Consider the following 25,541-nt stretch of genomic DNA (forward strand, 5'->3'; position numbering starts at 1 on the left):
GTGTCGACGGCGGTCAGCCGGGTGGCGGTCCGGCGCAGCCGGACACGGCCGGACAGACCAGGGCCTAGTATGGCGTGTGCCCAACGAGCAGCTCCGGCGGATGGACGCCTTCACCTTCCCGTCCTACTCGATCGATCTCGCCACCGGTGAGGCGTTGTTCGACTACGCCCTGACCGGTCCCGACGGCGAGCAGCGGTTCACCGAGGTGATCACGCTGCCGTTGCCGGCCGAGCCGCCCTCGGACGAGACGGTGGCCACCCTGGGCCGCGTCCTGGAGCTGCTGCACGTCGTCGCCGGGGTCAGCTACTACAAGGCCGCCGCGCCGCCCCGGCTGGTGCTGCCGGCGCCGCTGGGCGCGGCCGCCGCCGAGCTGGTCACCGCCGTCTACACCAAGGGCCTCGGCGAGTACGCGTACCGCAACCAGCTGCCGCACGTGCTCACGCTGCGTCCCGAGGTGCCGGCCGGCGAGGTGTCGCCACCCCGGGTGTACGACGACTCGGACCGGCGCCCGCTGTCGGCCGTCGGCGGCGGCAAGGACTCGATCGTCACGCTGGAGGCGCTGCGCCGGGCCGGTCTCGACCCGGTGCCCTTCTCGGTCAACCCGAACCACGTGATCGTGTCGGTCAACGAGGCGTCCGGGCTGCCCGCGCTGGCCGCCCGGCGGCGGATCGACCCGGTGCTGTTCGAGCTGAACGCCGCCGGCGCGCGCAACGGCCACATCCCGGTCACCGCGATCAACTCGCTGATCGCGGTCGCCACCGCCGTGCTGCACGGGCTCGGCCCGGTGGTGATGTCCAACGAGCGCTCCGCCTCCGACCCGAACCTGGTCTGGAACGGCCACGAGATCAACCACCAGTGGTCCAAGGGCGTCGAGGCCGAGGGGATGCTACGGGCGGCGCTGTCGGAGCACGCGGGGCTCACCGAGCCGTACTTCTCGCTGCTGCGGTCGCTGTCGGAGCTGCACATCGCCCGGCTCTTCGCCGAGATCGACCGGTACGACGCGGTGGTCACCAGCTGCAACGCCGCGTTCAAGCTGCGCGACCCCAGCGAGCGGTGGTGCCGCAACTGCCCGAAGTGCCGGTTCGTCTTCCTGGCCATGGCCCCGTTCATGCCGCGCGAGCGCGTCGTGCGCATCTTCGGCGGCGACCTGCTGGCCGACCCCGCCCAGATCCCCGGCTACCGGGAGCTGCTCGGCGTCGACGGGCACAAGCCGTTCGAGTGCGTCGGCGAGGTGGAGGAGTCGGTGGTGGCGCTGAGCCTGCTGGCCGAGCAGGACCAGTGGCGCGACGCCCCGGTCGTCCGCGCCCTGGTCGACGCGGTGCCGGCGAGCGCCTGGTCGGCCGCGGCCGAGTCGGACGTCTTCACCCCCGGCGGCCCGAACTTCGTCCCCGCCCCCTACGCCAAGACCCTCACCGCCCTCACCTGACCCCACCGCTCACCCCACCCGCCTCCACCTCCGCTCGTTGATCATGAAGTTATTGCCGCGACACGCCGTGGCGGGTGACAACAACTTCATGATCAACGGAGTCAACGGGAGGGCCCGGGCGGGGTGGGGGGGGTTAGGGGGTGCGGATGGCGTCCAGGGCGAGCAGGGCGACGTGGAGGGAGAGGCAGGCCTCGACGGAGTCGAGGTCGACGTCGAGGATGCGGCCGATGCGGGCCAGCCGCTCGTAGAAGGCCGGCCGGGACAGGTGCGCCGCGGCGGCCGCCGCCGACTTGTTGCGGCCCTGGTCCAGGTACGCCCGCAGGGTGCCGAGCAACTGCTCCCGGGGGTGCCGGGCGTCGTGCGACAGCAGCGCGCCGAGTTCCCGCTCGACGAAGGTCTGCACCCGTGGCTCGTCGCGCAGCAGGTGCAGCAGCCCGGCCAGGCCGACGTGCGGCAGCCGGAAAATCGGCAGGTCGCGCCGGTCCCGGCGGGCGGCGTCGGCGATCTGCCGCGCCTCGATCAGGGACCGGCGCGCCTCCCGCAGGCTGCCCACCCCGGAGCCGGCGGCCACCACGAGGGCGTCCGGGCGACCCGTACCCGGATCGGCGGCGGGACCGGCGGACCGGCAGCCGTCGGCCCGCCCGGCCGGTCCCCGGCCCTCGGCGGCCTCGCCGCGCGCCCCTGCCACCCGGGCGGTGGGCGCGTCCGCCCGGACGGCGGTCGGGCGGGACGGGGCGGTGGGCGCGTCCGCCCGGATCCCGGCAGGACGGGACGGGGCGGTGGGCGGGTCGGCCCGGACGGCGGTCGGGCGGGACGGGGCGGTGTCCAGCCGGATGCGGCGCAGCGCGGTGGCGAAGGCGGTCAGGGCGCGCTCCTCGGCCGCCGCGTCCGGCAGGGCGAGCAGGGCGCCCACCGCCTGATCGTCGACGGCGCTGGTCAGCGCGGTCAGCTTCGCCTCCCGCAAGGCCTGGCCGACCGCCTCGGCGAGGTCACGCAGCCGGGCCGGGCCGGCCTCCGGGGCGGCGTCGATCCACAGGCCGCTCTCCCCCGCCGGGGCGCCGTCGGCCACCGGCTCGTCGAGGCGGTGCCGGACCACCACCCCGACCAGGTGCCGCCGGTCGAGGGTGACGCCGAGCGCCTTGGCCCGCAGCGCGACCTCGTCCACCGGCCGGGAGTGGTCCAGCAGGGCGGTGAGCAGCGTACGGTGCAACTGCCGTTCCAGCCCTTCGGCGTCGCGCCGGATGAGCCGGCCCAGCGCCAGGGTCGAGGCCGCCCGCTCCACCAGGATGGTCAGCCGGGTGGGCGGGGTGCCCGTCGGGCGGGTGCCACCGCCGCCCAGGTCACCGCCGCCCGGCCAGCGCAGCAGCAGCCGCCCCCAGTCCTGGCCCCGGGCGCCGACGGTGGTCACCAGCCATCCGCTGTCCGCGTCGTACGCGGTGCGCCCGGCCGGACGGATCCGCCGGGAGTGCTCCTCCCAGCCGTCCAGCAGCAGCTCGGCGCTCTCCCCCGCCGGGTCGTACGCGAGCACCTGCCGGGACAGGTTCTCCAGCACCACCGGGCAGCCGGCCAGCTCGGCGGCCTGGCGCACCACCTCGGCCGGGCCGGCGCCCTCGACGGACAGCTCGGTGAACCGCTGGTGGATCTCCTCGGTGGCGCGCAGCTCGTGCAGTTGGGCGTCGACGATCAGCGCGTGCACCGCCTCGGTGATCCGCACGAACGGGGTGGCCCGCCGCAGCTCGACCAGGGGCAGCCCGCGCCGCTGGGCGGCCGCCACCATCACCCGGGGCACCCCGCTGACGTACCGGCGGCCCAGCTCGACCACCAGCCCGGAGACGCCGACGTCGGCCAGGTCGTCGATGAAGGCGCGCAGCCCTGCGTCGTCGGCGGGCAGCCCGATGCCGGTGGTGAGGACGAGTTCGCCGCCGCCGAGCAGGGTGGCGATGTCCGGCACCTCGGCCACGTGCACCCAGCGGACCGGCCGGTCCAGCCCGGCGTCCCCGGCGACCAGGCGCGGGGCGCCGTGGCGGACCGGATCCAGCGCGAGCACCTCACGGACGGTAGGGAACACGGCCGACACGCTACCCTCCGTGATCCTCCTGCGGAATGTGCGGCCCCGGCCGGGGCTGCACGTCGGCTCGTCGGGCCCCGTTCACGTTGGCCCGCTCGGCCGACGGCGGCTGGGTGGGGCACCTGGACCAGTCGCGTCCCCTGCCGCCGGCTGCCGGGGCGAACCGACGGCGGCCCCGACAGCCATCGGGCTGCGGGGCCGCCTGCGCGTCGTCGCGCCGCCGTGCGGATCCGGCTGCGGGAGCGGGTCCGCGTGCCGGGACGCCGATCAGTCGACGCCGAACTCCATCGCGGCGCGGTCGAGCGCCACGTCCTCGGCGGAGGGCACCCCCCGGGAGGCGATGGCCTCCGCGCCGCCCTCCGGCATCGCGCCGATCAGCCCGGTCGAGGCCGCCTGCGCGGCGCCGACCATCCGCTGGGGGGTCGCGCCGCCCACCATGCCGAGGGTGGCGTACTGCTCCAGCTTCGCCCGCGAGTCGGCGATGTCCAGGTTGCGCATGGTGAGCTGGCCGATCCGGTCCGACGGGCCGAACGCCGAGTCCTCGGTACGCTCCATCGACAGCTTGTCGGGGTGGTAGCTGAACGCCGGGCCGCTGGTGTCCAGAATCGAGTAGTCCTCGCCCCGGCGCAGCCGCAGCGTCACCTCGCCGGTGACCGCCGTGCCGACCCAGCGCTGCAACGACTCGCGCAGCATCAGCGCCTGCGGGTCCAGCCAGCGCCCCTCGTACATCAGCCGACCGAGGCGGCGGCCCTCGTTGTGGTAGTTGGCCAGGGTGTCCTCGTTGTGGATGGCGTTGACCAGCCGTTCGTACGCGGCGTGCAGCAGCGCCATGCCGGGCGCCTCGTAGATGCCCCGGCTCTTGGCCTCGATGATCCGGTTCTCGATCTGGTCCGACATGCCCAGGCCGTGCCGGCCGCCGATGGCGTTGGCCTCCAGCACCAGGTCGACGGGGCTGCCGAACTCCTTGCCGTTGATGGTCACCGGGCGGCCCTGGTCGAAGCCGATCGTGACGTCCTCGGTCGGGATCTCCACCGACGGGTCCCAGAACCGGACTCCCATGATCGGGTTGACCGTCTCGATGCCGGTGTCGAGGTGTTCGAGGGTCTTCGCCTCGTGGGTGGCGCCCCAGATGTTGGCGTCGGTGGAGTACGCCTTCTCGGTGCTGTCCCGGTACGGCAGGCCGCGTTCGAGCAGCCACTCCGACATCTCCTTGCGCCCGCCCAGTTCGGTGACGAAGTCGGCGTCCAGCCACGGCTTGTAGATGCGCAGCTGCGGGTTGGCCAGCAGGCCGTAGCGGTAGAACCGCTCGATGTCGTTGCCCTTGAAGGTCGAGCCGTCGCCCCAGATCTGGACGTCGTCGGAGATCATCGCCCGGACCAGGAGGGTCCCGGTCACGGCCCGGCCCAGCGGCGTGGTGTTGAAGTACGCCCGCCCGCCCGAGCGGATGTGGAAGGCACCGCAGGTCAGCGCCGCCAGGCCCTCTTCGACCAGGGCGGCGCGGCAGTCGACCAGTCGGGCGACCTCGGCGCCGTAGCTGAGCGCACGACCGGGCACCGAGGCGATGTCGGGCTCGTCGTACTGGCCGATGTCGGCGGTGTAGGCGCAGGGGACGGCGCCCTTGTCGCGCATCCACGCGACCGCGACCGAGGTGTCGAGGCCGCCGGAGAAGGCGATGCCGACACGTTCGCCGATGGGCAGGGAGGTGAGAACCTTGGACACAAGGCAAGATTATTCATCAGATCGCATGGTCATGCAACTCGACCCCGCGATCCGTCGCGGCTACCCGGCGTCGAAGGGCGGATCGTCGCGACCCAGCTCCCAGAACGCCACGGCCGCGGCGGCGGCGACGTTCAGCGAGTCCACCCCGCGCCGCATGGGGATGACCACCCGGACGTCGCTGGCGGACTGGGCCGCATCGGTGAGGCCGGGCCCCTCGGCCCCGAGCAGCAGCGCGGCCCGCTCGCGCTGCGCGAGGGTCAACCGCTGGATCGGCACGGCGTCCGGAGCCGGCGTCATGGCGAGCACGGTGAAGCCCGCCTCCCGCACCTGGTCCAGGCCGGCGGGCCAGCGCTCCAGCGTGGCGTACGGCATCGCGAAGACCTCCCCCATGCTGACCCGCACGCTGCGCCGGTACAGCGGGTCGGCGCAGGACGGCGACAGCAGCACCGCGTCGATCCCGAGCGCGGCGGCTCCCCGGAACAGCGCGCCGAGGTTGGTGTGGTTGTTGACGTTCTCGAGGATCACCACCCGGCGCGCGGTGGCCAGCAGCTCGGCCGCGCTCGGCAGCGGTTTGCGCCGGAACGAGGCGAGCACCCCCCGGTGCACGTGGAATCCGGTGGCCCGCTCCAGCACGTCCGGGGTGGCCGCGTAGACCGGCGCGTCGCCGGTGTCGAGGTCGGCGAGCTGGTCGGTGCGCTTGGCGTCGACCAGGTACGACCGGGCCGGGTAGCCGGCCCGCAGCGCCCGCCGCAGCACCAGCTCGCCCTCGGCGATGAACAGGCCGTGCGGGGGCTCCCAGCGGGTACGCAACTCGACGTCGGTCAACGCGCGGTAGTCGGCGATCCGCTCGTCGTCGGGGTCGGTGATCTCAAGGACGGGCACCCGACGATTCTGCCGGGTGTCCGTCACCGGGCGTCGGGGCGGTCCTCACCCGGCCGCCCGCTCGTAGCGCAGCAGCACGGACGCGCCGTCGAAGACCCGGGACCCGACCAGCCGCAGGTCGGCGCGGTCCTTGCCGGGAAAGGTCGGGGCGCCGCCGCCGAGCACCACCGGGTGGACCACCACCTGCCACTCGTCGACCAGGCCGAGGCCGGCCAGCGCCGCGCCGGCGCCCGCGCCGCCGGTGAGCAGCAGGTCACCGCCGGGCTCGGCCTTCATCGCGGCGACCTCGGCGGCCAGGTCACGGCCGATCACCCGGGCGCCGTGCCCGGCGGCGTCGAGGGTACGGGAGACGACCACCTTCGGCGTACGCCGCCAGATCGGCGCGAAGGCCAGGTCGTGCGGGTGCTGGGAGATCGACTCCACCCGGGGCCAGTACCCGGCCATCAGCTCCCAGACCCGCCGCCCGTAGAGGAACGCGTCCACCCGCTCGGTCAGCCCGAGCGAGTACGCGGACAGCTCCGGCCCCATCGCCGGCCAGTCGAACTCCCCCTGCGGGCCCTCGATGAAGCCGTCGACGGACTGGTGCACCCAGTGGACGAGCCTGCGCATGTCGGTCTCCCCTTCCGGCGGGCGCCCCGGTCGGGCGCTCTCACCGGAGGGTCGGAGCGGAACGACCCGACCCGACAACCGCCGGGAGGTCGTCGGCGGGCAACCCTTCGGCCGCGACCCCAGCTACCCCGGTCACCGTGACGCGGGGAGCCGGCGCGGGGGTGGCGTCTTGCCCGCTGCGGCTACCGTGCCGGGACGTGGCCCGTCCCGTGATCATCGCGCTGCTCGGGGTGGACGGCTCCGGCAAGTCGACCCAGGCGAAGGCGCTGGCCGGGCGGCTGAGCGCGGCCGGCGTCCCCGCCTCGTACCTGGAGAACGCCGGTGGTCGCCCGGTGTGGAACGCGCTCGCCCGGCGGCTGGGCCGCCGCGACGGGGTGGACCTGTTCGGCCGCCGGCTCTACCCGGCGCTGGAGGCGACGGTGCGCTGGCTGGCGCTGGCCCGCGCCGTGCTGGTCACCCGGGTCACCGGACGGGTCGGGGTGATGGACCGCTGGACCTGGTGCCAGTACGTGATCATGCGGGCCCGGGGCGACCGGGGCGTCCGCCTGGTCCGGGCCGCGTACGCGCCCTTCCCGCGACCGGACCTGGTCTGCTTCCTGGCGGTCTCCCCCACCCGCGCCGAGCGGCGGGTACGCGACCGGGGCATCGACACCGAGGAGCTGGCGCACCTGACCGCGCTGGACGCCGGCTACCGGGCGCTGCCGGAGTTCGCCGACTTCGTGGTGCTCGACGGCGACGCCGACCGGGCGGCGGTGGCCGCCGGCCTGGACCGGGCGGTCCGCCGGGTGATCGGCGGCACGACCCGGTGATCGGCGGCACGACCGGGTAATCGGCGGCACGACCGGGTAATCGGCGGCGCGGCCGGGTCCGAGCGGCTACCTTCCTGATCATGGAGTACCGCCTGGTCGACCGGCTGCCCACCGTCGAGGAGTTCGTCGAGGTCACCCGTGCCGTCGGCTGGACCGACGCGTACGACCCGACGGCGATCCCCGCCTCGCTGGCCGCGTCCCTGCACGCGGTGGTGGCCGTCGAGGGCGACCGGGTGATCGGGTTGGGCCGGCTGATCGGCGACGGGGCGATCTACTACTACCTCCAGGACCTGGCGGTGCGGCCCGAGCGGCAGCGCCGGGGCGTGGGCGCGGCCATCGTGCGCCGGCTGGAGGAGTGGGTCGCCGGGCGGGCGTCGTCGCGCACCTTCGTCGGGCTGTTCGCCGCCGGCGACTCGGTGAGCCTCTACCGCAGCTTCGGCTACGCCGTGCACGACGACATGACCGGCATGTTCCGCGTCGGCCCCTGGCGGGGGTGAGGCCCCGCCGTCACGGGGGGAGGACGGCGGGGCCCGGTCCGGGCGGCGGTGGTCAGCCGCGGCGGTTCTGCAGCCAGCGCAGCAGGTCCGGCGGGATGCTCGGCTCCGGCGAGGGCTCGGTGGGCGCGGGCGACGGGCGGGGCGGCTCGGGCCGGCGCATGTCACCGACCAGGGCCCGGCTCGGCGCGGTGAAGTCGCGCACCGGCTCGCCGTCGACCGCCGTCCGGATGGTCCGGGCGACCGCCGCGATCACCTGCGACTGCACCGGCCCGCCGACCGCGTCGCTCGGGTCGTCCGGGTTGGCGGCGATGCCGGCGACGGCGACCTGCGGGGTGAACCCGACGAACGTCTCGGTGGCGTTCTTCTCCGAGCTACCGGTCTTGCCGGCCACCGGGCGGCCGACGATGCGGTCCACCCCGGAGGCGGTGCCGCCGTTGCACTGCCCGAACGCGGACTGCTGGCCGACCGGGCAGCGCGCCGCGTCGGTGGCGGCCCGGGCCACGTCCTGGCTGAGCACCCGCTCGCAGTCCGGGCCGCCGACCGCCACCCGGGTGCCGTCCGGCGCGGTCACCGACTCCACCGGCGTCGGGGTGCAGTACGTCCCCTCGGCGGCCACGGTGGCGTACGCGTTGGCCAGGTCCAGCGGGGTGGTGGCGGCCACGCCGAGGGTGAACGCGCCCCAGTCGGCCGCGTCGTTCGCGGCGAAGCTCGCGTCGGACTCGGCCCGGAAGGTGATGCCGAGGCGCTGCGCCATCTCCACCACCTTGTCCTGGCCGACCTGCTCGGCCAGCCAGACGAAGTAGGTGTTCACCGAGCGGCCGAAGGCGTCCCACATCATCCGGTAGCCGTCCATCCGCTCCGGGTTGGCGTTGGCCGGGCACCACCGGCCGTCGCAGCTGCCCTCGCCCTCGGCGGCGTAGCGGGTCGGCAGCCGGCTGGGCGCGTCGAAACCGGTCGAGAGGGTACGCCCCGACTCCAGCGCGGCGAGCATGGTGAAGAGCTTGAACGTGGATCCGGCCTGGTAGCCCTCGATGCTGCCGCCGCCGGAGATCAGCGGGTTGACGGTCTGGCCGTCGGCCACGCCGTACTGCCGGTTGACCGCCATGGCGAGGATCCGGCCGGTGCCCGGCTCGACGGCGGCGATGGGCAGGGCACGGGCCTCGTCGTCGGCGTACACCCGACGGGCCTCCTTGACGGCGGTGGCCTGCACGTCCGGGTCGAGGGAGGTGACCACGGTGTAGCCGCCGCGGCGCAGGGCCTGCTCCCGCTCCTGCGGGGTCTCGCCGAAGGCGGGCTGCTCCAGCCACCAGCGGCGCAGGTAGTCGCAGAAGAAGCCGGTGTCGGCGGTACGGGTGGCCACGCAGCCGTTGGGCTGGGCGGTGGGACGCAGGGTCAGCTTCTCGGCCCGGGCCCGGTCGGCCTGCTCCTGGGTGATCACCCCGGTGTCGCGCATCGCGTCGAGCACGTACCCGCGCCGGACCAGGGCCGCCTCGGCGTCGCCGTCGATCGGGCTGTACTCGTCCGGCGACTGGACCAGGCCGGCGAGCAGGGCCGCCTCGCCGAGGGTCAGGTCGGCCGGCGGCTTGCCGAAGTAGCGCTGGGAGGCCGCTGCGACGCCGTACGCCCCGGAACCGAAGTACGCGATGTTGAGGTACCGGTTGAGGATCTCGTCCTTGCCGAGCTGGTTCTCCAGCTCGGTGGCGTACCGGATCTCCTGGAGCTTGCGCCCGACGGTCTGCTCGGTGGCCGCCTGCCGCTCCTCGGCGGTGCGGTTGGGGTCGCTCTTGAGCACGTTGCGCACGTACTGCATGGTCAGCGTCGAGCCGCCCTGGGTGTCACCGCCGGTGACGTTGGCGACCAGCGCGCGGGCGATGCCGCGCAGGTCCGCCCCGCCGTGCGAGTAGAAGCGCCGGTCCTCGGCGGCGACGATCGCCTGCCGCATCACCGGGGCGATCTCGGCCAGCGGCACGTCGCTGCGGTTGACGTCGTAGAACGTGGTGAGCAGCGTTTTGCCGTCGTTGGCGTAGAGGTAGGAGCGCTGCGGGGTGGCCGGGGTGCGCAGCGCCGCCGGCAGGTCGTCGTACGCCCCGAGCGCCGCCTTGGTGGCGAACCCGGCGAGCAGGTTGCCCGGCAGCGCGGCGACCGCGAGGACGAGGCCGGCCAGCAGGCCGGCGAGCAGCACGGTGAAGAGCCGCGACAGCGGCGTCCGGGGTCGGGGCATGCGCTCCAGGATTGCCACGCCGACGAGCAGCAGGCCACCCCGGACCGCAATTGTCAGCCAACTCACGGTGACCGATCAGCAACTTCCCCACCTCACCCCCTCCCCGTCCCACCCCTCCCCCCTCGTCCCCGCCGTCCCCGCCGTCCCCCGCGTCCCCCGCGTCCCACACGGCGGTGATCAAGAGGTTTGCGCACCCATTCGGGGCCGACCCGTGCCCAAACCTCTTGATCACGGCGGGCCGGCGCGGGAGGGCCGACGCGAGGGCGGGGTGGGGTGGGGTGGGGTGGGGTCAGGCGGCGGGGAGGGGGCCCTGGGGGCCGCCGGGGGTGGTGGGGGTGGCGACGCTGGCGGTGGCGGCGTCGCGGGCGATCGTGGCCGGCACCAGGCGGCCGGAGCGGTAGCCGATGCCGATGCCCGCGATCAGCACGAAGATCGCCCCGAAGGTCTGCAACGAGCCGATCAGCGCCCCGCCGAGACCCAGCAGCGGCGCGGCGATCATCAGCATCGTCCCGTCACCGATGGCGAACATGCCGGAGCGGGCGACCGACCAGCCGGTGAGCAGCCAACCGGCGCTGTAGCAGGTCGCCCCGACCAGCACCAGCATCCGGGCGGTGGTGCCGAAGACCGGGGTCTGCTCGGCCAGCCCGGCGAAGGGCAGCATCAGCACCGTTCCGGCGATGCCGACCAGCAGCCCGGCCACGGCGACCCGGCGGACCCGGGTCGCGGCCAGCAGGCCGGTCAGCGCGAGCAGGGCGAGCAGGCCCAGCCAGACCGCCGCCACCCAGCCGACCAGGTAGAGCGGCTGGCCGTCGGCCGGATACGGGTCGTTGCCCACCCCGCCGTCGCTGGCCATCGCCACCACGCCGTAGAGGACCGCGTACGCGGGCAGCAGCCAGACCGCGGCGCGGGCGAAGCGGCGCAGCGACCAGGCCCAGCTGGCGTCGGTGGCCGGCGCCGCCGGGCCGGGGTCGCCGACGAAGGGCAGCACCCCGAACCCCCCGCCGGTACGCCGCGTGCCCAGCGGGCCGGTCGGGTCGTGCGCACCGGTCACCGGGGTACGGGTGAACAACCGCTTGGCCGGATCCATGCCTCACCTCGCTCGATCCCGGACGGGCGGCGCGGGACGCACCGGCGCCCCGGCTCCTGGCCACCACCCGTCCTCTCGGACCGATCGTGGCAGGCGCCGGGGCGCGGGATGAGCGTTTCTCGCGTTTGCCGTCGCGGGGCGGCGTGACGCCGGGGTCAGCCCCGTTCGCGCTGGTCGGCCGGGTCGTTCAGCAGGCTCGCCGGGGAGACGGGCTCCGGGGCGGGCAGCCCCTGCGGGGTCTTCCCGCCGGTGGCCTGCGCCTCGGCGACGCGTACCTCGTCGTGGATCTGCTGGGCGGCGGTGGCCGCTGCCCGCGCCGCCTCCGCGGCCTCGCGCTCGACCTCGCTCGCGGTGTCGGACGCCTCCGGCGTCGGCTCGTCGCCGACCATCCGGCTCAGCCCGCCCAGCGCGCCACCCATGCCCTCCAGGGCCTTGGTCAGCTCGGCCGGGACGATCCAGACCTTGTTGGCCGAGCCGTTGGCGATCTGCGGCAGCGCCTGGAGGTACTGGTAGGCGAGCACCTTCTGGCTCGGGTTGGCCTGGTGGATGGCGTCGAACACGGTCCGGATGGCCTTGGCCTGGCCTTCGGCCTGCAGGATCCGGGCCTGCCGGTCACCGTCGGCGCGCAGCACCGCCGCCTGCTTCTCACCCTCGGCGGTGAGGATCTGCGACTGCTTGTGCCCCTCGGCGTTGAGGATGGCCGCGCGCCGGTCCCGCTCGGCGCGCATCTGCTTCTCCATCGAGTCGCGGATGCTCGGCGGCGGCTCGATCGCCTTGATCTCCACCCGGGTCACCTTGATGCCCCACCGGCCGGTGGTCTCGTCCAGCACCCCGGACAGGTGCCGGTTGATCTCCTCGCGGCTGGTCAGCGCCCGCTCCAGGTCCAGCGAACCGATCACGTTGCGCAGGGTGGTGACGGTGAGCTGCTCGATCGCCTGGATGAAGTTGGCGATCTCGTAGGTCGCCCGCACCGAGTCGACCACCTTGTAGTAGAGGACCGTGTCGATGGAGACGACCAGGTTGTCCGAGGTGATCACCGGCTGCGGCGGGAAGCTGACCACCTGCTCGCGCATGTCGACCTTGGTCCGCACCGCGTCGATGAACGGGACCAGCAGGTTCAGGCCCGGGTTCAACGTCCGCTTGTACTTGCCGAGGCGCTCGACGACGTCCTGCCGCTGCTGCGGCACGATCCGCACCGCCTTGATCAGGGTCACCACGACGATCACCGCCACGGCGATCAACAGGACCGCTGCAAATTCCATACTGCTCACCTTTTCGCTTCCGGCAGCTCACCGGGGGAGGAAATGTCGTCCTGCCACACCAGGGCGGTGGCGCCCCGCACCTTGATCACCTGCACCCGCTCACCGGGTTCGAAGGACTGCGTCGCGTCGTACGCCCGCGCCGTCCACAACTCGCCGTCGATCTTGACCAGACCGTGGTCCGTGTCCACCCGCTCCAGCACCAGGGCGGTGGTACCCTCCAGCGCCTCCACCCCGAACGGCTGCTCACCGGTCTCCAGTGTGCCGCGCGCGTGCCGCTTGATCACCGGCCGCGCCAGCAGCACCGACAGCGCCGACACCACGGCGAAGACCACCGCCTGCACCGGGACCGGAGCACCCAGGGCGGCGGCGCCCGCGGCCGCGAACGCGCCGGCCGCGAACATCATCAGGAAGAGGGTCGTCGTGAAGATCTCGGCGACACCCAGCAGCACTCCCAGCACGATCCACACCACGGCGTCCACCCTTCGATCGTGACACGCCCGCGCACCTCCCGACGACCCCCATGATCAGTAAGCTCGACGGCAGCCGCGCCGACCCGGGGAGACCGCCGTGACCCTGCTGCCCGAGACCGTCCGCCAGCTCGACACGCTCGTCGCCCGGGCCCAGTCCACCGGCCGGGCCCCGTCGCTGGGGCTCGGGGTGGTGCGCGACGGGACGCTGGTCCACCTCGCCGCCGCCGGCGAGCACCCCCGCCCCGACGCCGATCTCCAGTACCGCCTCGGGTCGATCAGCAAGACCATGACCGCGACCCTGGTCCTGCAGGAGCGCGACGCCGGCCGGCTGCGCCTCGACGACCCGGTGGAGCAGCACCTGCCCGGCACGCCGGTCGGCGCGCTCACCCTGCGTCAGCTGCTCGGGCACGTCGGCGGCCTGCAACGCGAGCCGGACGGGCAGTGGTGGGAGCGGGTCGAGGGCGTCGACCTGGCCACCCTCCTCGGCGGGCTCAGCCCCGACAAGATCGCGTACCCGCCGCTGCGCGGCTACCACTACTCCAACCTGGCGTACGGGCTGCTCGGCGGGGTGCTGGAACGGCTCACCGGCACGCCCTGGGCGCAGCTGCTGCGCGAACGCATCCTGACGCCGCTGGGCATGCGCCGCACCAGCTACCACGCCACCGAGCCGTACGCCCGGGGCTACGTGGTCCACCCGTGGCACGACACGCTGCGGGAGGAGCCGCGCACCGACACCGGGGCGATGGCGCCGGCCGGGCAGCTCTGGTCCACCGTCGCCGACCTCGGGCGCTGGGCGGCGTTCCTGGCCGACCCCGACCCGGAAGTGCTCGCGCCGCAGACGCTGACGGAGATGTGCGCGCCGGTGGTGATCAGCGACCTCGACTCGTGGACCGGCGGGCACGGCCTCGGGCTGGAGCTCTACCGGGAGGGCGAGCGGGTGTACGTCGGCCACGGCGGCTCGATGCCCGGCTACGTCGCCGCCCTGGCGGTGCACCGCCCCACCCGGACCGCGGTGGTGGGCTTCGCCAACGCGTACGGGATGCGCTCCGGGCACATCGGTGGGCTCGCCCGGCAGCTGCTCACCCTGGTGCTGGACGCCGAGCCCGCCCCGGTGACGCCGTGGCGGCCGGCACTCGCCCCGCCCGCCGCCGAGCTGACCGAACTGACCGGCCGCTGGTGGTGGATGGGCATCGAGTTCGAGGTCCGGGTCGACGCCGCCGGCGAACTGTGGGCCGGCCCGCCCGGCGAGCCGACGCTGCGCTTCACCCCGGAGGGCCCGGACCGGTGGCGGGGTCGCTCCGGCGGCCAGGACGGCGAGATCCTCACCGTCGTACGCGACCCGGCGGGGCGGGCGGTCGCCCTCGACATCGCCACCTTCGTCCTCACCCGGACCCCGGAGCAGGAGCCCTGACCGGCGGCGGCCGACGGCCGCCCCGACCGCGCCGCGCCCGTCGTGCGCGGACCGGCCGGCCGACGGGGGTCGAGCGCGCGCTCGGGCCGGCGCGAGGACGAACCCTCAGGCCGGCTCGGTGACGAAGTCGATGAGGCGCTCCATCGCGTTGATCAGCGGGGTCTCCACGTCGGCGAAACTGTCCACCCGGGACAGGATGTGCCGCCACATGTCGGCCGGCTCGGCCACCCCGAGCGCGGCGCAGACGCCCTCCTTCCACGGCCGTCCCGGCGGCACCACCGGCCACGCCGCGATGCCGAGCGCCCTCGGCTTCACCGCCTGCCAGACGTCCACGTACGGGTGGCCGGTGACCAGCACGTGCGGGGAGGTGACCCGCGCGACGATCCGGCTCTCCTTGGAGCCGGGCACGAGGTGGTCGACGAGCACGCCGAGGCGCCGCCCCGGGCCGGGGGCGAAGGCGCGCACCTCGGCGTCGAGCGCGTCGATGCCGTCCAACGGCTCCACCACCACGCCCTCGATGCGCAGGTCGTCGCCCCAGATCCGCTCGACCAGGGCGGCGTCGTGCACGCCCTCCACCCAGATCCGGCTGGCCTTGGCCACCTGCGCCCGGACGTCGTCGACGGCGATCGAGCCGGACGCGGTGCGCCTGCGGGCCGCCGGCACCGCCGCGCGCGTCGGCCGGCGCAGCGTCACCGGCCGGCCGTCGAGCAGGAACGCGGCGGGCAGCAGCGGGAAGTTGCGCCGTCGGCCGTGCCGGTCCTCCAGCACCACCGCGCCGGACTCGAAACCGACCACCGCGCCGCAGAAACCGGAGTCGGCGTCCTCGACCACGAGGTCGGGTTCGGCGTCCACCTCGGGGGTGACCTTCCGTCGCCGCCAGTCGCCCGCCAGCACGTCCCCGTCGTATCGCCCCGCCATGTGGATCACGCTAACCGGACGGCCGGCACGCCGCCCGACGACGCGCCGCCGGACCCGCCGGCCCGGGTCGGCGTGGCGGGTGGGCGAGGCCCGGCGATCCACGCCGAGCCGTCCGGGAAGGGGCGAAGCGGGCAGTTCGGGTCAGGCCACGCCACCGGAGCGGCAGTCGAGACAGGGCGCGCGGAAACCACGTACCCTTTCGGCATGTCCCTCCCCGCAACGGGCGCGGCCACGCTGGCCCCGCGCCGGTCGAGCCGGTTCGTTGCCTGGGTGCGCGCCTGGCGCGCCGGCCTGGTGCCCTTCGACGAGGTCGCCGAGGAGATCGCCGGCGACGAGGAGCACCTGGTGGCCGACGCCCCCGGCACCTGGACCGACGTGCCGCTGGGGCAGGCGCTGCCCAGCCTCGCCAAGCTCTCCCCGGACGAGATCCGCCTGGTGCTGCCCGCGCCGGGCGACCCGCGCGGGCTGCCCGGCCCCGGTGACTTCACCGGCGCGGCGCTGCTGGCCGGGGAGGCGGTCGTCGCCGGGCCGCTGGGGCTGATCCCGCAGGTGCGCACGCACACCTCCGGCTCGGGGATGACCTGGGAGACGGTGCTGTGGCGGGTCTACCCGCTGCCGGCGGACGCGCCGAAGGCGTCGCCGTTCTCCCCCGGGGCCGCCGAGGCGGAGGCCGAGCTGGCCGCCGCGCTCGCGGAGTCCACCGCCGCGCTGACCCGGCTCGACGTGGCCCAGTGGCGGCCCGAGCTGGCCGGCGCGCTGGCCGCGCTGCGCCGCCCGGACGGCACCACCGACCTGCCACCCGGCTTCGACCCGCGCGCCCGGCGACTCTTCGCCCGGGCCGCCGTGCTGGACCGGGTCCTCGCCCTGGCCGGCGAGAGCGCCCCGGGCGGGGCGATCAACAACTACGAGGCCCAGCAGCGCGACGCGGCGCTGCGCCCGCTCACCACCGCCTGCCGGCAGGCGCTGGTCGCCGCCTGCAACGCCCCGCTGCGTCCGTAGGCCCCGCCCCCCACCCGCACACCCCGAGGCGCCCGGCGGACAGCTCTACGCGCCGTACGCGGCGAGGAAGACCCGCACGGCCTCGTCGGCCCAGCGGTCCAGCTCCGTCGGCGGGAACGTGTCGCGGACGGCGAACATCGCCTCGTTGAGCGGAATCGACAGGATCAGGTAGTTGAGGTGCTGCGCGGCGAGCAGCGGGTCGGGCGCGCGCAGCAGCCCCCGCTCCGCCAGTCGCGTGATGACGGCCGCGAGAGTGGCGTGGCCGCGCTCCGGGGCGGCCCGGTGCCAGCCGCGGGCCAGGTCGGGAAAGCGGCCGGCCTCGCCGATGAGCATCCGGCGCAACTGGACGAGGTGCGGACGGGTCACCGTGGCGATGTGTTCCCGGGCGAAGGCGCGCAGGTCGCGGGGCAGGTCGTCGGATTCGGCCAGCGCGTCGACCAGCGCCGATCCGGCCCGCTCGGCGTCGGCGACGGCGGACGCGAAGACCGCCTCGAACAGGGCACGCTTGTCGGCGAAGTGCGCGTACACGGTGACCTTGGACGCGCCGGCTCGCTCGGCGACGCGGTCCATCCCGGCGCCGCGGAATCCGTGCTCCAGGAACTCCGCGAGCGCGGCGTCGAGGATCGCCCGCCGCTTGAGGTCCTTCCGCATGCTGGAACTGTACTGTACCGTTCAGTTCATGGGGACGGTGACCTCGCGGGACGGCACCCGCATCGCGTACGAGAGCGCCGGCTCCGGGCCGCCGGTGATCCTCGTCGACGCCGCCGGCCACTACCGGGCCAACAGCCCGCTCGGCGAGTTGGCGGACCTGCTCGCCGCCGAGTTCACCGTGCACCGGTACGACCGCCGGGGGCGCGGTGACAGCACCGACACCCCGCCGTACGCGCCGGAACGCGAGGTGGAGGACCTCGCCGCGCTGATCGCCACGGTAGGGGGCCCCGCCTCGCTGTACGGGTACTCGTCCGGCTGCCTGGTCGCGCTGCACGCGGCGGCCGCCGGTCTCGACGTCCACCGGTTGGCCCTGCTGGAGCCCGCGCTCGACCCGACGGAGGGCTCGGCCGCGCAGCGGGCGTTCACGACGAAGCTGCGCGAGCTGTCCGGCGCGGACGCGGTCACCTTCTTCCTGACGTCCGTCGGAGTGCCGCCGGAGATGCTGGCCGGCATGCGCGGTTCGCCGCACTGGACGGCGATGGTGTCGGTGGCGCACACCCTGGCGTACGACAGCAGCCTCAGCGAGGCCACCACCGCCGGCCTGCTGGCCCGGGTCACGACACCGGCGCTGATCCTCGGCAGCGCCGGCAGCAGCGACGACCTCGCCGGCATGGCCGCCACCGCGGCGGCGCTGCTGCCGAACGCGGTGCACCGCACCCTGCCCGGCGAATGGCACCAGGTGCCGGCCTCGACCCTCGCGCCGATGGTGGCCGACTTCCTCCGCTGACCCGGGTGCGGGCTGTCGGCGTACCGACGCGGCGGGCCGGGACCGGTGACGCCGCCGGCCGCGCGCGGCCGGCGGCCGCGGCGGTGGCCGGCGTCAGATCTCGTCGATCAGGTCGGCCACGGAGTCGACGATGCGCGAGGGACGGTACGGGTAGCGCTCCGCCTCCACCCGGGTGCTGATCCCGGTGAGCACCAGGATCGTCTCCAGCCCCGCCTCCAGCCCGCAGAGGATGTCGGTGTCCATCCGGTCACCGATCATCGCGGTGCTCTCCGAGTGCGCCTCGATGGTGTTGAGCGCCGACCGCATCATCATCGGGTTGGGCTTGCCGACGAAGTACGGCTCCACCCCGGTCGCCTTGGAGATCATCGCGGCCACCGAGCCGGCGGCCGGCAGCGCGCCCTCCACCGAGGGGCCGGTGACGTCCGGGTTGGTGCAGATGAACCGGGCCCCGTCGTTGATCAGCCGGACCGCCTTGGTGATCGCCTCGAAGCTGTAGGTGCGGGTCTCCCCCAGCACCACGTAGTCCGGGGCGAAGTCGGTGAGCACGTAGCCGACCGCGTGCAGGGCCGTGGTCAGCCCGGCCTCGCCGATCACGTACGCCGTGCCGCCGGGCCGCTGGTCGGCCAGGAACTGCGCAGTGGCCAGCGCGGACGACCAGATCGCCTCCTCCGGCACGTCCAGCCCCATCCGCACCAGCCGGGCCTGGAGGTCGCGCGGGGTGTAGATGGAGTTGTTGGTCAGCACCAGGAACGGCTTGCCCGAGGCGCGCAGCCGTTTGACGAACTCCGGCGCGCCGGGGACGGGCTGGCCCTCGTGCACCAGCACGCCGTCCATGTCGGTGAGCCAGCTCTGCACCGGCTTGCGGTCCTGCATCGTGTCGTCCCAGGGGGTGTCGGGGTCGGTGGTTCAGGGACGCCGGGCGGCCGGCACGCAGCACGGCGTGGGGCAGGTGTCCCACATCGGCAGCTCGCCGAGGCGGCGGCGCAGCCGCTCCCCGCCGGGGGTGGTGCGCTCGGCCACCAGCTCCCGGACCATCGCCACGAAGCGCGGGTCGGTGCCGGGGGTGCCGGCCCGGGCGAAGTCCAGGCCGAGCTGCTTGGCCGTCTCCAGCGCCTCGGTGTCCAGGTCCCAGACCACCTCCAGGTGGTCGGAGACGAACCCGATCGGGGAGACCACCACGCCGGTCACGCCCTGCCCGGCGAGCGCGGTCAGGTGGTCGTTGACGTCCGGCTCCAGCCACGGCACCTGCGGCGGCCCGGAGCGGCTCTGCCACACCAGGTCGTACGGCAGCTCGGGCGCGGCGGCGGCGTGCACCAGCCGGGCCACCTCCGCCATCTGGGCGGTGTAGCGCCCGCCGGTGGGGCCGGCGGTGGCCGCCGCCGAGGTCGGCACGGAGTGGGCGGTGAAGACGATCCGGGTGGTGTCCCGCTTCGCCGGGTCGAGCTGGGCGAGGGCGGCCCTCACCGCGTCGGCGTGCGGCTCGATGAAGCCGGGGTGGTCCCAGAACTGGCGCAGCTTCTCGATCACCGGGGCGTCCGGGCCGACCGCCGCCCGGGCGGCGGCGATGTCCTCCTGGTACTGCCGGCAGGACGAGTAGCCGCCGTACGCGCTGGTGACGAAGGCCAGGGCCCGCTTCACCCCGTCGTCGCGCATCTGCGTGACGGTGTCGGCGAGCATCGGGTCCCAGTTCCGGTTGCCCCAGTAGACCGGCAGGTCGACGCCGTGCGCGGCGAAGTCCTCCCGGATCGCGGCGAGCAGGTCCCGGCACTGCTGGTTGATCGGGGAGACCCCGCCGAAGTGCAGGTAGTGCTCGGCGACCTCGGCTAGCCGCTCGGGCGGGACGCCCCGGCCCCGGGTCACGTTCTGCAGGAAGGGCATCACGTCCTCGGGCCGCTCCGGGCCGCCGAAGGAGACCAGCACCAACGCGTCGTACGCCATGGCGCCATTCTCCCCCGACGGCCGTGCCGGCCCGGCGGCCACCCCTGCCGTCGGGTCAGGCGCCGATCGCGTGGTAGCCGCCGTCGACGTGGACGATCTCGCCGGTGGTGGCCGGGAACCAGTCCGACAGCAGCGCCAGACAGGCCCGGGCCGCCGGCTCCTGGTCCGTCAGGCTCCAGCCGAGCGGGGCCCGCTCGGTCCAGGCGTCCTCGAACTGCTCGAAGCCGGGGATGGACTTGGCGGCGATGGTGCGCAGCGGGCCGGCCGCCACCAGGTTGCTGCGGATGCCCTGCTTGCCCAGGTGCAGCGCGAGGTAGCGGGAGGCGGACTCCAGTCCGGCCTTGGCCACGCCCATCCAGTCGTAGACCGGCCACGCCTTGGTGGCGTCGAAGGTGAGCCCGACCACGGCGCCACCGGCGGACATCAGCGGCAGCGCCGCCATCGCCAGCGACTTGTACGAGTACGTGGAGACCTGCAACGCGGTCGCCACGTCCTCCCAGGGGGCGTCGAGGAAACCGCCGCCGAGGCAGCTCTGCGGGGCGAAGCCGATCGAGTGCACCACCCCGTCGAGGCCGTCGACGTGCTCGCGCACCTTGTCGGCGAGGCCGGCCAGGTGCTCCGGGTTCGTCACGTCCAACTCGATCACCGGGGCCGGCTCGGGCAGCCGCTTGGCGATCCGCTCGACCAGCGACAGCCGGCCGTAGCCGGTGAGCACGACCTGCGCGCCGTTCTCCTGGGCGAGCTTCGCCACCGAGAAGGCGATCGAGGCGTCGGTGATGACACCGGTGACCAGCAGCCGCTTACCGGCGAGCAGTCCTGACATGTGCGTGTTCCTCCGTGCTTGCTCGTGGCCGTGCCGAGGCCGCTTGATCGGGTCGCCGTGCCGGTGCCGGTCAGTGGCCCATGCCGAGGCCGCCGTCGACCGGGATGACGGCGCCGGAGATGTAGCCGGCCGCGTCCGAGGCCAGCCAGGTGACCACGCCGGCGACCTCGTCCGGCTCGGCGAACCGGCCGGCCGGGATGGCCTTGCGGTACTCGGCGCGGCGCTCCTCCGGCAGCTTCGCGGTCATGTCGGTGTCGATGAAGCCCGGCGCGACCACGTTCGCGGTGATGTTGCGGGTGCCCAGCTCACGGGTGATCGAGCGGGCCACGCCGACCAGGCCGGCCTTGCTCGCCGCGTAGTTGACCTGACCGACGCCGCCGTAGAGGCCGACCACCGAGGAGATGAAGATCATCCGGCCCCACTTCGCCCGGAGCATCTTCGTCGAGGCCCGCTTGGCGCAGCGGAACGCGCCGGTGAGGTTGGTGTCCAGCACCCCGGTGAACTGCTCCTCGGACATCCGCATCAGCAGCGTGTCGTCGGTGATGCCGGCGTTGGCCACCAGCACCTCGACCGGGCCCAGTTCCGCCTCGATCGTGGTGAAGGCCGCGTCGACGGAGGCCGCGTCGGTGACGTCGCACCGCACGCCGAAGAGGCTGCCCTGATGGCCGGCTCCGCCTGCGCCAGACCCCGGCTCGGCTGCGCCGGCGCCGGGCACTCCCCCACCCCGGTGGGTCACCGCCACCCGGTCGCCCTGCTTGGCGAAGGCCTGCGCGATGGCCAGGCCGATCCCCCGGTTGCCGCCGGTCACCAGCACGGTACGGGCCACGGGTCCTCCCTCTGGTCAGCTGATCTCCACGTCGGTCGGAGCCTAGGCGTTACCGGCAGGTAATCGCTAACCCCGGCCCTCCGGGCGGGCCGACGGGGGCCACTCGGCCGAGTGCGCGTCCCCACCGTCCCCGTTGTACGATGATCGGCGTTTGCGGGCCGGCGTGCGGCCCGCGTTCCGGGCCCCGCCGACCGCAGGAGGTGATCGCTGTGCGAGATAGCGATCCTCCCAGTCGTGGCCGGGCCGCTCGTCAGCCCCGCTGAGCCACGACTCAGTCGGCAGAGCTGACCCAGCTCCCGCTCCACCACCCCCGTCCCGCCCCCGACCCGCTGTCGGGGCCGCCGGCCCGTGCCGTCGGAGAGCCGGGACGCCCGCGGTGGAGCCGCCCGGTCACGACTTCGTGTGCGCGTCCTGATCAGCCCTCGCGGTCCGCCCCACCCGGACCGCAGTCGCCACCCGGAGCCGTTCCATGAGCCGTTACGTCGCCCCGCTGGGATTCACCCTCGCCGCCGTCTGGGTGGCCGTCGTCTTCGTGCTGGCCGGCGGCGGTCACTGACCCACCGCCGGCCGCACGGCCGCCGCCGACCGGCGCGCCCGACGCGCCGGCGGTGGCCCCGCCGACTCAGAGCATCCGGGACGTCCAGAGCAGGCTCAGCCCACCCGCGCAGAGCGCCAGCAGCAGCGCCACCCCGGCGTACCACTGGGTGATCTCGCGGGGCTCGGTGCGGAATCCGATCGAGCTGCCCATGTCCTGGTAGACCTGCTTCAGCTCGGCCACCGAGGCGGCCTCGTAGAAGTAGCCCTCGGTGGTCTCGGCGAGCTGCGCCAGCGCCAACCGGTCCACCGGCACCCGCTGCGGCTGGCCGTTGATCTCCACCTGTCCGGAGTCGGTGCCGAAGGCGATGGTGGAGACCGGCACGTTCGCCGCCTGCGCCGCCGCCGCGGCCTCCTCCACCGAGCGGCCCGAGGTGCGGTACCCGTCGGAGAGCAGCACGATGCGGGCCGGTGGGATGCCGGCCGTGCCGTCGGCCGGCACCGAGCGGATCGCCTCCAGGCAGGTGAAGACGGCCTCCCCGGTGGCGGTCGCCTCGGCCAGGGTCAGCCCGTCGATCGCGGCGGTCACCGCCGCCCGGTCCTTGGTCGGCGCGACCAGCACGTTCGCCGACTTGGCGAAGGAGACCAGCCCCAGGTTGTAGCTCTCCGGCAGCTCCCCGACGAACTGCTTGGCCGCCTCCTGGGCGGCCTCCAGCCGGTTCGGCGACACGTCGTCGGCCTGCATGGACAGCGACACGTCGATGGCGAGCATGACGGTGGCCCGCTCCAACGGCTCGCGGGTGTCCACCGCCGGACGGGCCATCCCGGTGGCGAGCGCCAGCAGGGCGAGCAGGAACGCGGTGGCCGCCGCGTGCCGCCGCCAGCCCAACCCCTTCGGCGCGACGGTACGCAGCAGGTCCACGTTGGTGAAGCGCATCGCGTACGCCCGACGGTGCCGCTGCCGCCAGACGTAGAGGGCGGCGAGGGCGAGCACCGGCAGCACGGCCAGCAGCCACCACGGTTGCAGAAAACGGATCATCGAGTCGTCCCCCGGGTGCGGGCGTGCCGCTGCGCGGCCACGAATCGCACCATGTCCAGCAGCCAGTCTCGGTCGGTACGCAGACGCAGGTGTCCGGCGCCGGCGGCACGCAGCTCCGCGGCGATCGTGTCGCGCTGGGCGGCGGCCGCGTCGGCGTACCGTCGGCGCAACCCGGCGTCGGCGGTCTGCACCTCGTGCAGCTCACCGGTCTCCGGGTCGACCACCGGCAGCACCCCCACGTCCGGCAGCTCCAGCTCACGCGGGTCGACCACCTCGATCGCCAGCACGTCGTGCCGGACCCGCAGCTTACGCAGCGGGCGTCCCCACTGCCCAGGTGGCGCGAGGAAGTCCGAGATCACCACGGCCAGGCCGCGGCGGCGCGGCGGCCGGTTGAGCAGGTCCACCAACGCGCCCAGGTCGCTGCGGCCGGGCCGGACCGGGGTGTGGACGAGGGCCCGGAGCAGGGCCTGGGCCTCCCGGCGGCCGGAGCGCGCCGGCACCCGGGTCAGCACGCCCGGCCCGGCGGGCGGGGGCGGGGCGGAACGCCACCGGCCGGCGCGGGCGGGTGGTTCGGCGCCGGTGCCGATGACCGCGCCGATCCGGTTGCCCCCGCGCACGGTCAGGTGGGTGAGCGCGGCGGCCGCCGCGACGACCACCTCCCGCTTGAGCCACCGCCCGGTGCCGAAGTCGAGGCTCGCCGAGAGGTCGACCGCGAGCCAGGTCTCCAACTCCCGGTCGGCCACCGTACGGCGCACGTGCGGCATGGTGGTCCGGGCGGTGACCGGCCAATCCATCCGGCGTACGTCGTCGCCGGGCCGGTACTCGCGCGACTCCCCCGCCTCGCTGCCCGGCCCGGGCAGCAGCCCGGCGTAGTCGCCCTGGAGCAGGCCGTCGAGTTTGCGGGTGACCAGGAGTTGCAGCCGGGCCAGCACCGCCTCGTCGCGTTCGCCGCCGGCCGACGGTCGCCCGGGTGAGGTCACGGCCGCTGCCCGGGCCAGCCGGCCCCGGGTGGGGCGCTGACCGGTGGCGGCGTCGGGCTGGCCTGCTGCCGGGGCGCGACCGACGGCAGCGGAATCGTCGACATGACCCGGTGCACCACGTGGTCGGCGGGCACGTCGTCGGCGAGCGCGTCGTAGCTGAGCACGAGCCGGTGGCGCAGGATGTCCGGGGCGATGTCCTGCACGTCCTGCGGCAGGGCGTAGTCCCGGCCGCGCAGCAGGGCCAGCGCCCGGGTGGCCCGCACCAGCCCGAGGGAGGCGCGCGGGCTCGCGCCGTACTGGATGAGCCGGGCGACGTCCGGCATGCCGTGCTCGGCCGGGGTACGGGTGGCCAGCACCAGCCGCACCGCGTAGTCGACGAGCGCGTTGTGCACGAAGACCTGGTCGGCCTTGCGCTGCAGGGCGAGCAGGTCGTCGGTGGTGAACACCTGGGCGGGCTCCGGCGCGGCCACGCCCATCCGGTAGACGATCTCCCGCTCCTCGGCGTCGGTCGGGTAGCCCACCACGATCTTCATGAGGAAGCGGTCCCGCTGCGCCTCCGGCAGCGGGTAGACGCCCTCCTGCTCGATCGGGTTCTGGGTGGCCATCACCAGGAACGGGTCGGGCACCCGGTGCGTCTCGCCGCCGATGGAGACCTGCCGCTCGCTCATCACCTCCAGCAGCGCCGACTGCACCTTCGCCGGCGCCCGGTTGATCTCGTCGGCGAGCAGGAAGTTGACGAAGACCGGCCCCAGCTCGACGTCGAACTTCTCGCTGGACTGCCGGTAGATCCGGGTGCCCATGATGTCGGCGGGCACCAGGTCGGGGGTGAACTGCACCCGGGCGAAGTCGCCGCCGACCACCTTGGCCAGGGTCTCCACCGCGAGGGTCTTCGCCACCCCGGGTACGCCCTCCAGCAGGCAGTGCCCCCGGGCCAGCAGTGCGACGAACATCCGCTCGACCATCCGGTCCTGCCCGACGATGACCCGTTTGATCTCGAACAGCGCCTTCTCCAGCAGGCCGGCGTCCTGGGCGGGGGTGCTCACCGTCGCGGGTGGCTCCGGGGCCGCCCCGTTCGGGTCGGGGGAATCGGGCATGGTCGGCTGGGCCACCGGTCCTCCACAGCATGGTCGTCGTCGCGTCGTGGTGCGTATCAAGACTCGCATGCCCGGCTGAGAGCCGACGGAGGGAGAACCCGATTTCCGCCACGCCGTCGCCGCTGACCGAATCGCTGAACGAGGGTGGACACGGAGGGGTCCGGCGCGTGTACGATTCACCCCGTCGCCGGGCGGCTCCCCCCGTGGCCGCCCGGCGCTCAATCTTCCGGTGCCCCGGCCTAGACTGGCCCGGGTGACCGTACCCACCCCCGCCGACGAGGCCCCGATCTGTTCGGCCCGTGGGTGTCGCGCCTCCGCCGTCTGGGCGTTGCGCTGGAACAATCCCCGCCTGCACACCCCCGAGCGCCGCAAGACGTGGCTGGCCTGTCCGGAGCACCGGACGTCGCTGGGTGACTTCCTCGACGCGCGCGGCTTCCTGCGCGAGGTCTCGCCGCTGCCCGGATCGCATACGCTCGAAGCGTGAGCGCGCA

At 74.3% G+C, this 25,541-nt stretch carries 24 protein-coding genes; 7 read left to right on the top strand and 17 right to left on the bottom strand.

Features of this window, described 5'->3' with window-relative positions; genetic code table 11:
- Positions 1-76: 76 nt before the first annotated feature.
- Positions 77-1,426, top strand: coding sequence for a hypothetical protein (locus tag GA0070614_RS06220; RefSeq protein WP_088975053.1), 1,350 nt, complete (start codon positions 77-79; stop codon positions 1,424-1,426).
- Between the two features lie 133 nt (positions 1,427-1,559).
- Here GA0070614_RS06220 and GA0070614_RS31630 read toward each other — a convergent pair whose 3' ends face one another.
- The 4 genes from GA0070614_RS31630 to GA0070614_RS06240 form a co-directional block, all read right to left on the bottom strand.
- The gene (locus GA0070614_RS31630; RefSeq protein WP_088979263.1) at positions 1,560-3,494 is read right to left on the bottom strand and encodes a PucR family transcriptional regulator; all 1,935 of its coding nucleotides are present in this window, start codon (positions 3,492-3,494) and stop codon (positions 1,560-1,562) included.
- 267 nt (positions 3,495-3,761) lie between these two features.
- Positions 3,762-5,213, bottom strand: coding sequence for an argininosuccinate synthase (gene argG / locus GA0070614_RS06230; protein WP_088975054.1), 1,452 nt, complete (start codon positions 5,211-5,213; stop codon positions 3,762-3,764).
- A gap of 60 nt (positions 5,214-5,273) precedes the next feature.
- Positions 5,274-6,122: a TrmH family RNA methyltransferase gene (locus GA0070614_RS06235; RefSeq protein WP_231933558.1), complete on the bottom strand. Its 849-nt coding sequence runs from the start codon at positions 6,120-6,122 to the stop codon at positions 5,274-5,276.
- 18 nt (positions 6,123-6,140) lie between these two features.
- Positions 6,141-6,704, bottom strand: a complete 564-nt coding sequence (locus GA0070614_RS06240; protein WP_088975055.1) for a dihydrofolate reductase family protein — start codon at positions 6,702-6,704, stop codon at positions 6,141-6,143.
- A 197-nt stretch (positions 6,705-6,901) separates the two neighbouring features.
- Here GA0070614_RS06240 and GA0070614_RS06245 point away from each other — a divergent pair, with 197 nt between their 5' ends.
- Positions 6,902-7,513, top strand: a complete 612-nt coding sequence (locus GA0070614_RS06245; RefSeq protein WP_088975056.1) for a dTMP kinase — start codon at positions 6,902-6,904, stop codon at positions 7,511-7,513.
- An 80-nt stretch (positions 7,514-7,593) separates the two neighbouring features.
- Entirely contained in the window at positions 7,594-8,010 is a 417-nt protein-coding gene (locus GA0070614_RS06250; protein WP_088975057.1) for a GNAT family N-acetyltransferase, read from the top strand.
- A gap of 52 nt (positions 8,011-8,062) precedes the next feature.
- Here GA0070614_RS06250 and GA0070614_RS06255 read toward each other — a convergent pair whose 3' ends face one another.
- The 4 genes from GA0070614_RS06255 to GA0070614_RS06270 all read right to left on the bottom strand — a co-directional run bounded on the left by GA0070614_RS06255 (position 8,063) and on the right by GA0070614_RS06270 (position 13,059).
- Complete coding sequence (locus GA0070614_RS06255; RefSeq protein WP_172892381.1) at positions 8,063-10,297, bottom strand: transglycosylase domain-containing protein; 2,235 nt, start codon at positions 10,295-10,297, stop codon at positions 8,063-8,065.
- Between the two features lie 223 nt (positions 10,298-10,520).
- Positions 10,521-11,318 (bottom strand): hypothetical protein, encoded by a 798-nt coding sequence (locus GA0070614_RS06260; protein WP_088975059.1) that lies wholly within the window; start codon positions 11,316-11,318, stop codon positions 10,521-10,523.
- Between the two features lie 155 nt (positions 11,319-11,473).
- Complete coding sequence (locus GA0070614_RS06265; RefSeq protein WP_088975060.1) at positions 11,474-12,580, bottom strand: SPFH domain-containing protein; 1,107 nt, start codon at positions 12,578-12,580, stop codon at positions 11,474-11,476.
- Between the two features lie 5 nt (positions 12,581-12,585).
- Positions 12,586-13,059 carry an NfeD family protein gene (locus GA0070614_RS06270; RefSeq protein WP_088975061.1) on the bottom strand — a complete coding sequence of 158 codons (474 nt, stop codon included), beginning with the start codon at positions 13,057-13,059 and terminating at the stop codon, positions 12,586-12,588.
- An 88-nt stretch (positions 13,060-13,147) separates the two neighbouring features.
- Here GA0070614_RS06270 and GA0070614_RS06275 point away from each other — a divergent pair, with 88 nt between their 5' ends.
- Positions 13,148-14,461 (top strand): serine hydrolase domain-containing protein, encoded by a 1,314-nt coding sequence (locus GA0070614_RS06275; RefSeq protein ID WP_088975062.1) that lies wholly within the window; start codon positions 13,148-13,150, stop codon positions 14,459-14,461.
- 105 nt (positions 14,462-14,566) lie between these two features.
- On the opposite strand, the gene GA0070614_RS06280 is transcribed toward GA0070614_RS06275, so the two are convergent.
- Positions 14,567-15,379, bottom strand: coding sequence for a DUF3097 domain-containing protein (locus tag GA0070614_RS06280; RefSeq protein WP_088979265.1), 813 nt, complete (start codon positions 15,377-15,379; stop codon positions 14,567-14,569).
- Positions 15,380-15,583: 204 nt separating this feature from the next.
- On the opposite strand from GA0070614_RS06280, the gene GA0070614_RS06285 reads away from it, so the two are divergent.
- On the top strand, positions 15,584-16,378 hold the full coding sequence (locus GA0070614_RS06285) for a hypothetical protein (protein WP_088975063.1): 795 nt from the start codon (positions 15,584-15,586) through the stop codon (positions 16,376-16,378).
- Between the two features lie 45 nt (positions 16,379-16,423).
- Here GA0070614_RS06285 and GA0070614_RS06290 read toward each other — a convergent pair whose 3' ends face one another.
- Positions 16,424-17,029: a TetR/AcrR family transcriptional regulator gene (locus GA0070614_RS06290; protein ID WP_088975064.1), complete on the bottom strand. Its 606-nt coding sequence runs from the start codon at positions 17,027-17,029 to the stop codon at positions 16,424-16,426.
- 28 nt (positions 17,030-17,057) lie between these two features.
- Here GA0070614_RS06290 and GA0070614_RS06295 point away from each other — a divergent pair, with 28 nt between their 5' ends.
- Positions 17,058-17,816 carry an alpha/beta hydrolase gene (locus GA0070614_RS06295; protein WP_088979266.1) on the top strand — a complete coding sequence of 253 codons (759 nt, stop codon included), beginning with the start codon at positions 17,058-17,060 and terminating at the stop codon, positions 17,814-17,816.
- Between the two features lie 93 nt (positions 17,817-17,909).
- Here GA0070614_RS06295 and GA0070614_RS06300 read toward each other — a convergent pair whose 3' ends face one another.
- From GA0070614_RS06300 to GA0070614_RS06330, 7 genes are all read right to left on the bottom strand, one after another.
- On the bottom strand, positions 17,910-18,689 hold the full coding sequence (locus GA0070614_RS06300) for an HAD-IIA family hydrolase (protein ID WP_088975065.1): 780 nt from the start codon (positions 18,687-18,689) through the stop codon (positions 17,910-17,912).
- Between the two features lie 33 nt (positions 18,690-18,722).
- Positions 18,723-19,754, bottom strand: a complete 1,032-nt coding sequence (locus GA0070614_RS06305) for a ferrochelatase (RefSeq protein ID WP_088975066.1) — start codon at positions 19,752-19,754, stop codon at positions 18,723-18,725.
- A gap of 55 nt (positions 19,755-19,809) precedes the next feature.
- Positions 19,810-20,577: an enoyl-ACP reductase FabI gene (fabI, locus tag GA0070614_RS06310; RefSeq protein WP_088975067.1), complete on the bottom strand. Its 768-nt coding sequence runs from the start codon at positions 20,575-20,577 to the stop codon at positions 19,810-19,812.
- Between the two features lie 70 nt (positions 20,578-20,647).
- The gene (gene fabG, locus GA0070614_RS06315) at positions 20,648-21,403 is read right to left on the bottom strand and encodes a beta-ketoacyl-ACP reductase (protein ID WP_088975068.1); all 756 of its coding nucleotides are present in this window, start codon (positions 21,401-21,403) and stop codon (positions 20,648-20,650) included.
- Between the two features lie 622 nt (positions 21,404-22,025).
- On the bottom strand, positions 22,026-22,976 hold the full coding sequence (locus GA0070614_RS06320; RefSeq protein WP_088975069.1) for a VWA domain-containing protein: 951 nt from the start codon (positions 22,974-22,976) through the stop codon (positions 22,026-22,028).
- Complete coding sequence (locus GA0070614_RS06325; RefSeq protein ID WP_088979267.1) at positions 22,973-23,974, bottom strand: DUF58 domain-containing protein; 1,002 nt, start codon at positions 23,972-23,974, stop codon at positions 22,973-22,975. The genes GA0070614_RS06320 and GA0070614_RS06325 overlap by 4 nt, the downstream gene beginning before the upstream one ends.
- The gene (locus GA0070614_RS06330; RefSeq protein WP_088975070.1) at positions 23,953-25,065 is read right to left on the bottom strand and encodes an AAA family ATPase; all 1,113 of its coding nucleotides are present in this window, start codon (positions 25,063-25,065) and stop codon (positions 23,953-23,955) included. The genes GA0070614_RS06325 and GA0070614_RS06330 overlap by 22 nt, the downstream gene beginning before the upstream one ends.
- Before the next feature lie 238 nt (positions 25,066-25,303).
- Here GA0070614_RS06330 and GA0070614_RS06335 point away from each other — a divergent pair, with 238 nt between their 5' ends.
- The gene (locus tag GA0070614_RS06335) at positions 25,304-25,534 is read left to right on the top strand and encodes a hypothetical protein (protein WP_088975071.1); all 231 of its coding nucleotides are present in this window, start codon (positions 25,304-25,306) and stop codon (positions 25,532-25,534) included.
- Positions 25,535-25,541 lie beyond the last annotated feature (7 nt).

Origin of the sequence: Micromonospora coxensis (assembly GCF_900090295.1) — a bacterium.
Classification (GTDB): domain Bacteria; phylum Actinomycetota; class Actinomycetes; order Mycobacteriales; family Micromonosporaceae; genus Micromonospora; species Micromonospora coxensis.

Coding starts and splice junctions, on each gene's coding strand:
- GA0070614_RS06285 (WP_088975063.1), top strand. CDS start 15,584: ATGTCCCTCCCCGCAACGGGCGCGGCCACGCTGGCCCCGCGCCGGTCG.
- GA0070614_RS06305 (WP_088975066.1), bottom strand. CDS start 19,754: ATGGCGTACGACGCGTTGGTGCTGGTCTCCTTCGGCGGCCCGGAGCGG.
- GA0070614_RS06295 (WP_088979266.1), top strand. CDS start 17,058: ATGGGGACGGTGACCTCGCGGGACGGCACCCGCATCGCGTACGAGAGC.
- fabI (WP_088975067.1), bottom strand. CDS start 20,577: ATGTCAGGACTGCTCGCCGGTAAGCGGCTGCTGGTCACCGGTGTCATC.
- GA0070614_RS06300 (WP_088975065.1), bottom strand. CDS start 18,689: ATGCAGGACCGCAAGCCGGTGCAGAGCTGGCTCACCGACATGGACGGC.
- GA0070614_RS06260 (WP_088975059.1), bottom strand. CDS start 11,318: ATGGATCCGGCCAAGCGGTTGTTCACCCGTACCCCGGTGACCGGTGCG.
- GA0070614_RS06320 (WP_088975069.1), bottom strand. CDS start 22,976: ATGATCCGTTTTCTGCAACCGTGGTGGCTGCTGGCCGTGCTGCCGGTG.
- GA0070614_RS06280 (WP_088979265.1), bottom strand. CDS start 15,379: ATGGCGGGGCGATACGACGGGGACGTGCTGGCGGGCGACTGGCGGCGA.
- GA0070614_RS06250 (WP_088975057.1), top strand. CDS start 7,594: ATGGAGTACCGCCTGGTCGACCGGCTGCCCACCGTCGAGGAGTTCGTC.
- GA0070614_RS06265 (WP_088975060.1), bottom strand. CDS start 12,580: ATGGAATTTGCAGCGGTCCTGTTGATCGCCGTGGCGGTGATCGTCGTG.
- GA0070614_RS06240 (WP_088975055.1), bottom strand. CDS start 6,704: ATGCGCAGGCTCGTCCACTGGGTGCACCAGTCCGTCGACGGCTTCATC.
- GA0070614_RS06290 (WP_088975064.1), bottom strand. CDS start 17,029: ATGCGGAAGGACCTCAAGCGGCGGGCGATCCTCGACGCCGCGCTCGCG.